This window comes from Megasphaera paucivorans (genome assembly GCF_900103535.1).
In the GTDB taxonomy this organism is placed as follows: domain Bacteria; phylum Bacillota; class Negativicutes; order Veillonellales; family Megasphaeraceae; genus Megasphaera_A; species Megasphaera_A paucivorans.
Genome location: NZ_FNHQ01000006.1, coordinates 13,696 through 25,863 on the forward strand (window position 1 = coordinate 13,696; position 12,168 = coordinate 25,863).

11 protein-coding genes are annotated in these 12,168 nt (G+C 37.3%); 4 read left to right on the forward strand and 7 right to left on the reverse strand.

Annotated elements, in window-relative coordinates:
- The first annotated feature begins 35 nt into the window (after positions 1-35).
- Positions 36-251: a zinc-ribbon domain-containing protein gene (locus BLR11_RS14815; RefSeq protein WP_091648337.1), complete on the forward strand. Its 216-nt coding sequence runs from the start codon at positions 36-38 to the stop codon at positions 249-251.
- 125 nt (positions 252-376) lie between these two features.
- Here the strand turns inward: BLR11_RS14815 and BLR11_RS03785 are convergent, their stop codons facing one another.
- The 3 genes from BLR11_RS03785 to BLR11_RS03795 form a co-directional block, all read right to left on the reverse strand.
- Entirely contained in the window at positions 377-1,714 is a 1,338-nt protein-coding gene (locus BLR11_RS03785) for an acetyl-CoA hydrolase/transferase family protein (RefSeq protein ID WP_091648339.1), read from the reverse strand.
- A gap of 35 nt (positions 1,715-1,749) precedes the next feature.
- Positions 1,750-2,973, reverse strand: coding sequence for an MFS transporter (locus tag BLR11_RS03790; RefSeq protein WP_091648341.1), 1,224 nt, complete (start codon positions 2,971-2,973; stop codon positions 1,750-1,752).
- Positions 2,974-3,146: 173 nt separating this feature from the next.
- Entirely contained in the window at positions 3,147-6,344 is a 3,198-nt protein-coding gene (locus tag BLR11_RS03795; protein WP_091648343.1) for a winged helix-turn-helix domain-containing protein, read from the reverse strand.
- 281 nt (positions 6,345-6,625) lie between these two features.
- On the opposite strand from BLR11_RS03795, the gene BLR11_RS03800 reads away from it, so the two are divergent.
- Positions 6,626-7,498, forward strand: coding sequence for a phosphoribosylaminoimidazolesuccinocarboxamide synthase (locus BLR11_RS03800; protein ID WP_091648345.1), 873 nt, complete (start codon positions 6,626-6,628; stop codon positions 7,496-7,498).
- A 175-nt stretch (positions 7,499-7,673) separates the two neighbouring features.
- Here the strand turns inward: BLR11_RS03800 and BLR11_RS03805 are convergent, their stop codons facing one another.
- The gene (locus tag BLR11_RS03805) at positions 7,674-7,919 is read right to left on the reverse strand and encodes a TIGR03905 family TSCPD domain-containing protein (protein ID WP_091648346.1); all 246 of its coding nucleotides are present in this window, start codon (positions 7,917-7,919) and stop codon (positions 7,674-7,676) included.
- 143 nt (positions 7,920-8,062) lie between these two features.
- The gene (locus tag BLR11_RS03810; RefSeq protein WP_091648349.1) at positions 8,063-8,659 is read right to left on the reverse strand and encodes a phosphatase PAP2 family protein; all 597 of its coding nucleotides are present in this window, start codon (positions 8,657-8,659) and stop codon (positions 8,063-8,065) included.
- Positions 8,660-8,887: 228 nt separating this feature from the next.
- Here BLR11_RS03810 and BLR11_RS03815 point away from each other — a divergent pair, with 228 nt between their 5' ends.
- Entirely contained in the window at positions 8,888-10,396 is a 1,509-nt protein-coding gene (locus BLR11_RS03815; RefSeq protein WP_091648350.1) for a HAMP domain-containing sensor histidine kinase, read from the forward strand.
- Positions 10,374-11,060 (forward strand): response regulator transcription factor, encoded by a 687-nt coding sequence (locus tag BLR11_RS03820; protein ID WP_091648352.1) that lies wholly within the window; start codon positions 10,374-10,376, stop codon positions 11,058-11,060. The genes BLR11_RS03815 and BLR11_RS03820 overlap by 23 nt, the downstream gene beginning before the upstream one ends.
- A 53-nt stretch (positions 11,061-11,113) precedes the next feature.
- Here BLR11_RS03820 and BLR11_RS03825 read toward each other — a convergent pair whose 3' ends face one another.
- Together BLR11_RS03825 and BLR11_RS03830 are read right to left on the reverse strand one after the other, a co-directional pair.
- Positions 11,114-11,665, reverse strand: a complete 552-nt coding sequence (locus tag BLR11_RS03825; RefSeq protein WP_091648353.1) for a class I SAM-dependent methyltransferase — start codon at positions 11,663-11,665, stop codon at positions 11,114-11,116.
- Positions 11,666-11,874: 209 nt separating this feature from the next.
- Positions 11,875-12,168, reverse strand: coding sequence for a hypothetical protein (locus BLR11_RS03830; RefSeq protein WP_091648354.1), 294 nt, complete (start codon positions 12,166-12,168; stop codon positions 11,875-11,877).

Below are 12,168 nucleotides of genomic sequence, written 5' to 3' on the forward strand. Positions count from 1 at the left end.
TATTCATTGGATAAATTAATTACGGAGATGATAGAATGCTCTGTCCCAGATGCCAAAAGCAATTACCCCCCAGCAACGATGAATGTCCTTTTTGCGGTTACAAAATCAATGTCGAAAGTTTGTTAAAAAATGCTTTTCCCGATTGTGAAGAGGGGAAAGGATTGAATTCCTTAAACGGAAGAACATCTGCTGTTCTTATTGTTTTAATCATTGCAATGGTTTCTTTCGCTGCGTATATAGCGCTAAATTAATATATACAATAAGTAAAACACCGGCATTTTTCTTTTATGAAAGAAATGCCGGTGTTTTTAGTATATTCGTTTTTATATACAACGCATCCTGGTTCTGTAACCACCACTATTTTTTAGTATATAGATTACCAAATCATATATTTTTCCGCTTCTTGACGAAGCCAATCTCGAAAATCAGGATGTGCAATTTCAATCAAAGCTTCTACTCTTTCTCGTACATTAAGACCGCGCAGCCATGCGACACCATATTCAGTAACAACATAATCCGTATCATTGCGTGAAGTTGTTACTGCTGCTCCTGGTGCCAAAAACGGCACTATTTTTGAATGAAGCATTTCCTGTCCGTTTGCATCTTTTGTCATGTATGTCGAATGCATGGCAATAATAGATTTCCCTTCATTTGACATTTGCGCTCCCTGCACCGTTTCCGACTGTCCGCCGGTTCCAGACCATTGCAGATTTCCGACTGTTTCTGATGCACATTGCCCTGTCAAATCAACTTCCAGAGTAGCATTGATAGAAACAAATTTATTATTTTTACCGATTGTATAGGGATCATTGGTAAATGTACAAGATTTAAAAAGAATAGATGGATTATTGTCAATATAATCATATAACTTCTGTGTTCCCATTGTAAAAGAACAAACAGAATACCCATTCAGCAATCCTTTTTGTGAATTATCAACAGCACCACACTCGATAAGATCGACCATTGTTTCTGTAAACATTTCAGTATGTATCCCTAAATGTTTTTTTGTACGCAGTTCATGTGCCACAGCATTAGGTATATTGCCGATTCCCAGCTGAATAGTGGAGCCATCTTCAATTAATGCTGCAATATGCTTGCCAATCATTGCATCCACTTCTGTATAGGGTGCAATGTTAGCAATCGGAATAGCACGATCAGATTCAACGACAGCTGCCACTTCTGAAATGTGAACCTGTGTGTCTCCAAATGTCCGGGGGAAATTCGGATTTACTTCTAAAATGGCTATCGCACCTTGGTTAATAAGATCACGTTCATAAATAGCGCTGATGGAAAGAGATAAATATCCGTGTTTATCCATAGGAGATACGGTTGCCAAAACAACGGGCCGGCGTTTTTCATACCGAACTCTGCGATCTATCGTTTTGCGAAGAATCGAAGTAGAACTCTGTGGAATATCACTTGTTAATTTTTCTTTTTGAGATTGTCTGCAAGCTCCAGAAAAAAACCAACCGTTATGTGTCATGACACCTTTCATTTCCTGATCGTGAAGCCATGGATAATCTTTCAACGGCAAACAGGTATTTAAAATAGTATTTTTAACTCCTGTTTTTTTCAAATATTGCATTTTATCCAATATAGCGGCTGGTTCTCCGGCTGCCTGCGCACTAAAAATATAATCATTGTCTTGAATCAGTTCTAAGGCCTGTTCTGCTGTCATTAATTTTTGTGCATACATTGCTTCCTGCATTGTCATAATAATTCCTCCCCAATAAACATTATACAGTAAATTTATTTATTACTTTTTTCTTTTTTTGATTTTCCTGTTTCAGGTAACAGAAATGATCCAAAAAAAGCGGTTGCACTGACTACAACAGCAACAGTCAGTCCTGTTGCATATCCTGATTTATCAATAACCATGCCAATGATAAAAAATACAATGGTTTCAATAATATAAGCCAACGCCCAAAAAATGCCCATAATTTTAGTCAGCTTAACAGGCGTCATATTTGGCAGTTCCTGTGGTATCATAAACAAGCTGGTTACAGGAATAAACATAAGATTCCCTATCGCAAAGGCTGCTGCTAACGCGATAAAACCATTTGTTGTCGTAAACATCAGCACACCAGCTGCAGTAAGAAGAAATCCACATATGCGTATAACCGGCAGCCGTTTGAAGTATACTTTAGATAATAAAATGGTAATGATCGTACCAACAATACCTCCAAAAGCAACTACGACACTTAATGTTTTAGAACTAATAACAGTTGTCCCTGATATAGGAAAAATATTGAGCAGTACAATATAAAATGTCAAAATTCCCGAATAGGTAAATGGCAAAATCCAATTGTTTTTTTGTTTTAAAGCGGTCCTGAAAGAATATTCTTCCTTTACTACATTATTTTCTCTTGAATTGCTCGCAGTATTCAATGCAAAATCCTGCCCCACCAGAAGCCATAATAAAAATAAAACGCCGCTGATGCCGGCAAAGAATCCCATACTGGCCTGCCAAGTCTGCATAACTGCAATAACAGGACCAACAACCAACATCGCCAGCATACCTCCGACATTATATGCGACACTATTAAGAGCATTGACAGTAGGACGTGTTTCTGGTTTAAAATAATTGATTACAACCGGACTAAAATAGACTACATAAACAGCTCCCCCAAACCCCATAATAAAGCGGCCTAATACAAATGCCCAATATTGAGGTGACAAAACAGCAACAAGGCTGCCAATCACGATCATAAAAGATCCTAACCCAATAGCTTTTCTTGGCAGTAGTTTGATCAATAATCCTGCTGCACAAAAATTACCAATAATTTTCGCTACTGTAATGGAGTTAGAAATAAAAGTTGCCGACATAAATGAATCCAACTGAAAATATTTCATAATCTGAGGCGTTAATGTACTTCCTGCAATCCAATTGACAGCAAATAATGCATAGGTAAGAAACATAACTAATTCAATTATATTTGCTTTTGTTGATGAAACTCGTTGTTCTTCAAACATAAATATCCTCCTCTCAAATACACTGCTATAAAAGACATCCGACACTATCCGCGGAATAATTTCCAGATGCTTTTCGTGTATTAAGTATAACAAGGAGGAGTTACGTATAAGTTACACAACCGTTACAAAAAAGAACTGTCCTTTAATTTTTTCTAAAGGACAGTTCTTTTTTCTCAATAGGATTTGTAAGTTTGATATATATGATTGGTTTCTTCGGATGGCTCTATAGCTAATTCACTTCTTAACGTGATCACACACTGCCGATATACCCTTTCCAATAGTGACTTATTATGTTGTTCTCCATAACATTGCATTTTTAATTGATACGCTCTTTCCCAGCAATTATCAATTTTCAATATACGCTCTGCCCATGAAAATGCCTGTTCATATTCTTTTTGCTGTACATACAAACTTGACAATTTTTCCGCGCTTTTAATCGCCATAAGTTGCAGACGGTCACGCTCCCGCAGTGATACATCATCCAAATATTCACCGGCAAGATATTCGCCTTCATACAAAGCGAGTGCTCGCAGAAACAGTTGCTTACTTTGTTCTTTATCTCTGCGGAGCCATGTGTCCGCTTCCATAACAGCACGTTCAAACTGTTCTACATCAGTCAAGCACGCTGCATTGATTACTAATTGCAGGGATGTATCTTTTTTTACAATAAATTTGCTTTCCGTTCTAGGCTTGCGGTCGGGCTCCAAAATTTTTATCAATTGATTTAAAACAACCTTAAAATTTCCAAGTGCAACTTTCTTTTCCACATCCGGCCAAAGAAACAGCATTAATTTTTCCTTGTCAACCGGTGCCTCCCGCATAGCAATCAATAAAAATAACAATTGCTTTGCTGCTTTACGATGCCATTTTTGACTGCTGATTTCCTGCCCTTGACACAAAATCTTAAAACCACCAAACGTCTTTATATATAAAGTCGGAAAATACTCTTGTTTCAAGCGATGACAAGATTGCAAAGAATCTTGCTGTAAAAATTCATAATATTCTCGAAACGGGACAATGGTAAAACCCGTCACATCTCCCAAAAAAGTTTTTTGTTCCAATAAAAAAGAAACATGATATTTTTTACAGTAATAAAGTAATTGTTCATATGAATTGCAGAATTTTTTTTGTTCTTTCAAATGGTAATATTGATAAGTGAGCTGCCAATAACATGCAGATTGTCCAAAATAGTCTCCACATTTTTCAAACAAAGCTAACGCTTTGCAGGAATACGCCTCTCCTTCATTATAATGACGGCATAACGCTGCGCTCATACCTAACGTATGATACATCATAGCCGTAAACCAAGCATCATGGCCTTTTTCAGAAATAGCAATAGCCTGCAAGCCTATTTGCTCTGCTTCTGTCCAGTTACCGTCAAGTGCCTCCATTAAACATCGGCCTTCATATATTTCTGTTTTCCCGCGTTCTATTCCTAATTCATCTGCCATTATCTGTGCCTTTTCATAGGCTTGCCGGCAAATTTCTCTCGTGTGGCGATAATCCAACAGCAATGCATGTCCCGTTCTCACATAACCAATGACTGCAATAAAAGGAGATTGTATTTTATCAGCAAAAATAATACTGGAACGAGCATATTTCAAAGCACGTTCCGAATCTCCCATGTAGGAATAACAAAGAGACAAAATCAATGAACTTTCACGAAAGGAGCAGGGTGTGCGATCTATATCTTCAGATTTTAATTTTCGTTCCAGCAAGGTTATTACTTTTTGTATTTGACCTGTACGCAGCAAGATTCGAGCCTGTAGATTATTTTTATCAACCCTGTTAAAGGGGACCACATGATGACGCAGCCGTAAATATCGTTCTGCCCTGCGAGACTGTCCATGATTGATCGCATTTTCACTCATAAGGTATAAAAGCTCGCCTTTTTCATCCTCCTGCCTGCTCCCCAGTAGTTTATACGCCTGACGCAGGTACTTTTGAGCCTGATTGGGCTGGATGATATCAAGATATACTTCTCCTAAACCATGACAGCTCTGACTCCAACCTAAAAAATCATGTTTGTCCTTAAATTGTTTTTCTGCTTGTTTATACCAATAGACAGCTTTTCCATAGGAACTGGAAAAACGTGCCCAGTCCCCCAAAGCTAAGTATATACAAGGATTTTGCTGATATTTATGGGGCAATTTAAATAGATAGTCACCAAAAACTTTTTGTCTGCCGCTGTTCACCCAATACCGGCAAACTTGTGCCAGAATCTCAGACGCTTTTTGCCACTGTTCTGCTAAAATATAAAAATGAAGTGCCGATTCGCTGGAATTTTGTTTGTAATAAAACTCTCCAATATTTTTATATATGATTTTTATATTTTGAAAACGAACAGCCGCTTCAAGTCGTAAAAATTCTTTAAATAGCGAATGGTAGCGATACACCCGATTTCCTATACGTGAGATAAAAAGTCCTGTTTTAATCACAGATTCCAGCAAATCAATCGCATCAACAGGTGCGTCCCGGCAAACTATTTCCCGGCAATACGCTAAATCAAAATTCTCAACCAGCGATGTCATCATAAGAAAATTTTGTATTTCCGGAGCTTGCCGGCTAAAGACATCATGACTCAAATATTCAAAAAAATGTTCCATTCCAATATGACTGCTGGCATCTACCATCAAATGCCCTGGATTTTCCTTAAATTGATTCGCCAATAGCTTGACAACAATAATCCAGCCCTCCGTTTGCTCCCATATCATATTTATCTCTTGCTTTTCAAGAGAAGACGAGGTGACTAAATGAAGAAATTCTTCTATTTCGTCAGAAGTAAAAAGAAAGTCAGTAGGAAAAAAATCAAGAACGCTTCCTTTCATGCGCAATCGTTCTATCTGCGGTAAATTAACATACTCCCGTGACAAAATAATCACATGAATATGTGCCGGAATGCTGGCCAGAAAACGATCAAAGAATGTACAGATATCAGAATCTTTTTGGACACTTTGCCAATCATCAATGACTACATACCCTTCTGCCTCAAGAGTATCAAATTTTTCAATTCCCAGCATGAGACTAAAAAAAAGGATATTCCAGCTTAAATCATCTTCCTGTTCTACATGGGCACAATACCATGATTTAATCCCAGGAAATAACGAATCCATTGCCGCTGCCAAATAAATAGAAAAAAAGTATAAACTGCTGTCCTCCGGCCCTAGATTATACCATCCCAAGGGTAAGCGCTGTTGTTTTTCTGACAAATATTGTACTAAAGTCGTTGTCTTTCCATATCCTGCTCCAGCAGTCAAAACAGTCACGGGATACTGGAGAATTTTTGATAATTTTGAATAAAGTTTTCTTCTTGGTATCACTTTATCATCTAAAGTTGGTACTGTTATTTTACTAACTAATATATCCCTCATTCTGTCTCCTTCTCCCACATCGGACTTCTGCCAAAAATATTAGAATATCACCATGTTGTCTATAGTACTATCATAATACGAAATTCATCATTCGCAAAATGCTAAAGAAGAATAATTACCTGATATACATTTTTTATAACTATAACATAAATATCACATATGCAATATAGATTTTATCATATTTGAATTTTAAAAAAAACAATCGACCATAAGCCTAATCTATGATATGATAATATTCAGGTTATATATACCATTAAAATTATTATTTGGGGGCAGAGATAATGAAAGAATACACACCGTTCAAATCAGGCAAAGTGCGCGAAGTCTATGACGCCGGTGACAGCATCATCATGGTTGCCACAGACCGCATTTCCGCCTTTGACCACATTCTTAAAAACAAAATCACACAAAAAGGCGCTATTTTGACTCAAATGTCCAAATTCTGGTTTGATCTTACAAAAGATATCATCCCAAATCATATGATTTCCGTTGATGCTAAAGATATGCCTGAATATTTTCAACAAAAAGAATTCAATGGTAACAGCATGAAATGCAAAAAACTGACCATGATTCCCATGGAGTGCATTGTCCGCGGCTACATCACCGGCAGTGGCTGGGAAAGTTACAAAGAAACAGGAGCGGTCTGCGGAATTCAATTACCGGAAGGACTTGTCGAATCAGACAAACTGCCTGAACCGATTTTCACTCCCAGTACAAAAGCTGAAATTGGCGATCATGATGAAAATGTAACTCTTGAACAGGGTATGGAATATCTCGAAAAAGCATTTCCTGGAAAAGGCAGGGAATATGCCGAAAAAATACGCGACTATACTCTTGCCCTCTACAAAAAATGTGCAGATTACGCACTTTCTCATGGCATTATCATTGCTGATACTAAATTTGAATTTGGTCTCGATGATGCAGGCAATATCGTACTTGGCGATGAAATGCTGACACCTGACAGTTCTCGTTTCTGGCCTCTCGCAGGCTATAAACCCGGTCAATCTCAACCTTCTTATGATAAACAGTTTGTCCGTGATTGGCTGAAAGCCAATCCAGACAATGATTTCCTTTTGCCTCAAGAAGTCATTGTCAAAACGATTGAGAAATATAAAGAAGCTTATCAGATGCTGACAGGTAAAGAATTTAAATAAATACAAAAAGAATTCACACATACATCTTTCTTCATAAGAAACAGACAGCACTGCTGCATTTATTGTAACAGTACTGTCTGTTTTTTATATAATAAAAACCATCTGCCGTAAATATGGCAGATGGTAACAAATACTACGTTCCCCCTTAACAGTATCGTCTATTATTTATACAACATTAAGAACGGACGTACTTTTTTAACGCCTTGGAGAATTGATCTGGACATGATGTTTCTTTATTTCCACAGTGAATACCAGATAATCTGGCTATAACATCTTCTATCCGCATACCTTCCACAAGTTTTCCTATTCCCTGCAGATTGCCTGAACAACCACCCACAAAAGAAACTTGTTTTACAATTCCATCCTTAATATCAAATGAAATTTCGCGTGAACAAACTCCTTGCGGTTCATATGTATACATTATATAATAACCTCCTGAAATGGTTCTATAGGGAAAAACTCCCCAATGAATCTATTATCCAATGCAGCCTATCATTTGTCAAGAATATAAATAGACGACACCGCCGTCGTCCATATTATATCTTAATTCACAATAAATACCGTTTACTTATTGCCATTTTTCTGTATGCTGCTATATTGCCGGACCCTGCTTTTGCGCCATGTAATAACAAACTTAACGCAAAAATATGCGCCTATACCCGTTCCAATCCCCAACAAAGCACCTGCTGCAACATCTGTAGGGTAATGAACAAAGAGGTAGAGTCGTGAAAAAGCAATGAATACCGATAAGACAAATGCCGAAATTCCCCATTTTTTATAATAGCAAAATAATACAGTTGCGGAAGCAAAAGATCCATACGAATGGCAAGATGGAAACGAATAATCATTTACTGCCGGAGTATGAATCGCCATTGGCACCCAAGGATAGTCAATGCAAGGGCGCAATCGCATAACAGCATGCTTTAATATTCCATCACCAAAAACAGCCACACAAAGAAGTGCTGCCAATAACGTGATTCCCACTTCCCTATACTCTTTGCGAAAAAATAAAATCAATCCCAAAATAACCCATATTCCTCCATCCTTTGCAGCAGCGGAAAGACCAATCATAAAGGGCGTGAGAAAACTATGCACTACAACATGTTGCTGAATCCAAAACATACTATTCGGATCCCATACATTTACTAAAAAATCCATCATTACATCTCCTTTGGCGGTATACCAAATTTCGTAACCACTAGTATACCATAAACTTACTATACACAAAAGAGTTAAATAAAAATTAAACAACTTACCAATATACTATATATTATTTTTTATAACTACATAAACTATTATCATATATTTATTTTTTGTTTAATCTCTATTTAAATTTTTGGCTTATAGTGTAATAACGTAATTATATGTTTGAGATGTAAGGAGATAAACATGAAAAAAATACGTGATTTATCAGTTCGCAATCGGCTTCTTTTTTCGAATTTTACTATGGTCTTTATTCCGGTACTGCTTTTACTGGTCATCGGAGGTATGATAATTATCGGACTGAGAATGACTGGCAATTCACGTGAAAAAGAAGTTTCTTTATTATGGCCGGAAAGTGGCTCCTCTTTATCCCTGCAAATGTCTCTTAGTCAATTGCGAACTCAATTGGATCATCAAAATGATTCTCAATCATATAAATTGCAGGAAATATGTCATAATCTAGAAGAACACGGTCTCAAACTTGCAATTTTCAAGGGAAATATACTTATTTATGAAACAAATCGGGGAGATAGCCAAAGTTTAGCAATTCAAGTACACAACCAACATCCCCAACCCGGTCCTATATTTTTATGGGATAGTCATCAACTTATTTTCCGTTATATTTCGTCAAAAACAATGATGCAGGTCTTGGCCGTCGGAAATATCCCTTTTGTCATAAAAGATAGTATTATTCCTCATGGGTTTAAAGATGTTCTGGAAACACTGGCATTTATTATTATTAGCATTGCGGCCTGTATTATTATACTTATGGGTATATACCTTTCCCATCAATTATCATTTCAAATCATTCAACCTTTGGAAAAATTAAGATATATGACTGGAGAAATCAGTAAAGGAAATCTAAATCACCCCATTACTTCCGACACTCACGATGAATTAGGTGATACATGCCGCGAGTTTGAAAAAATGCGTCTTCAATTGAAATCTGCTAGAGAAACCCGTGAAAAATATGAAAAAAATCGCCGTGAACTTATTGCCGGTATTTCTCATGATCTTTCAACACCTCTCACCAGTATCAAAGGATATACCAGCGGCCTTATTGACGGCATTGCCGGCACTCCTGAAAAAAAAGAACATTATTTAGCCATGATTTATCAAACTTCTATTACTATGGAAAAACTTGTCAATACCCTTTTTTTATTTTCAAAGTTAGAATTAGGGCAGGCTCCTTTCCATTGGAAAATGGTAAATATTCCAACCTATCTAACCCACTATATCCATGAGAACAGCACCAGCTGGCAGCTGCGGGGATTAGCCATAGAAGTTAATACACATATATTAACCGCTGTTGTCAATATAGATCGTATGCAATTTCAGCGAGTGATAGAAAATCTAATTGAAAATAGTTTAAAGTACAAAAAAGGTCCAACTGGTAAACTTACAATCAATCTATGGGGTATATCACCGGAACAGATACGTCTTGACTTTACCGATAACGGTATCGGCGTAAAAAAAGAAGATTTACCCAAATTATTTGATAGTTTTTACCGTGCAGATCCGGCTCGTCCCAACGTCGCTGACGGCAGCGGGCTTGGCTTGGCTATTGCAAAGCAAATCATTACTGCCATGGGAGGACTTATTTGGGCCCAGCAAACTACGGCGCAAGGGCTAACTATTTGTATAGAATTACCAAAAGTAAAGGTGGGTTCTCATGAAGAAACTTTTAATCATTGAAGATGATAAAGGAATTGCCGAACTGGAACGTGATTATTTAGAAGCTAACGAATTTGAAGTAGACATAGCCAACAACGGTACTATCGGCCTGCAAAGAGCACTACACAATACCTATTCTCTCATTCTGCTTGATATCATGCTGCCAGGGCAAGATGGTTTTACTATTTGCCGTGAAATACGTGAAGAAAAAAATATTCCTATTTTAATGGTGTCCGCACGCCGTGAAGATATTGATAAAATTCGTGGTTTAGGATTAGGTGCAGATGATTACGTTGTTAAACCTTTCAGTCCTAATGAATTAGTCGCACGTGTTAAAGCCCATATATCCCGATACCAACAATTAACTCATCCCGAATTCGACAGCAAAATTTTACGAAATGGCGAACTTGAAATTCAAATAGATTCTCACCGCACCTTCATGAAAGACAAAGAAATCTTTCTTACAAATCGTGAATTTGAACTACTCTCTTTTTTAGCAGCAAATCCCGGCATTGTTTTCAGCAAGGAAACATTACTTGACCGGGTATGGGGAATGGATGCCGTCGGTGATACAGCAACTGTTTCGGTTCATATCAATCGACTGCGTGAAAAAATTGAAATCGATACGGCTTCCCCGCAATATATTGAAACAGTATGGGGTGCAGGTTATCGTTTTCATCGATAAAAAAAGCTATGGCACAAAAACGCCACAGCTCTATCCCATAAAATTATAAAGATTCACTTTCGGCATACATATATAAAAGCCGGCGGAAAATTCCGCACCTCCAAACTAACATGTACTTCACTGAAATATTGTTTCAACATGCTGCGCATCTGTAACGAATATTGGAATAGCACAAAAATGCCGCCCTGCTTTAAACCCGATTCAACAGCCATAATAATTCGTTCGCGCTCTATTTTTTCCATATTAGAAAAAGGCAGTCCCGAGATGATGCAGTCAACCCGCTTCAGGTTGTGTTTATAAAGAATATAGACAAGATTTTCTGCTTCCCGTCCCATAAGAATAGAAGGATAGCGTACTTTTAGCCGATAGTACATCAACTTATCTTGTTCTACAGCAACAACCTGACAGTTACCTTGTTTATGCTCTATAATATACTGCGTAAAAACACCGGTTCCTGCACCCAATTCGACAATAGAATTGATATTTTGCCATAGAAGCTGTTTCAACATGGTTCTTGTCAAATAGTTAGAGCTCGGTGTTACACTTCCGACTTTACGCGGATTTTCCACAAATTCTTTCAAAAACAATACACGTTCACCAGCCATATTAATTCCTCCCCCATAAAAAATTTACGTTCATATTTTTTAGTTTGAATGAACTGTACAGTTTCAGTATAAAAAATATATTTAAACATTTCGTAAAGGAGGCGAGACAACTATGTAAATAATTCAAAAAGAACTCGTTTTGATAACCTCACAACTCGATCTATCTTCTGCTTATTATATGGATAAAAATAAGCAGCTTATCCATGTAATCATGAATAAATGCTGCTTCGCGGCTGTCCCATCAAATCTTCTACATCTTCTAATTCTTCCAGTACCGAATCATCATCTACGGCAACACTAAAAGAAAGAACCGTATGATTAAGTCCTAACACCATCCGAATCGTACCTTCAACAATGGCATGTTGTTCTTTAAAAATAAATAAAGCTAAAATTTTGTGTCTTCCTTCTGGCTCACATGTATCCGCTTCAATTTCTACATCAGAAAGCAAACGCATACGAATATCTTCCGGTAAATCGCCCCAACGTTGTCCTGCTAAATTCAT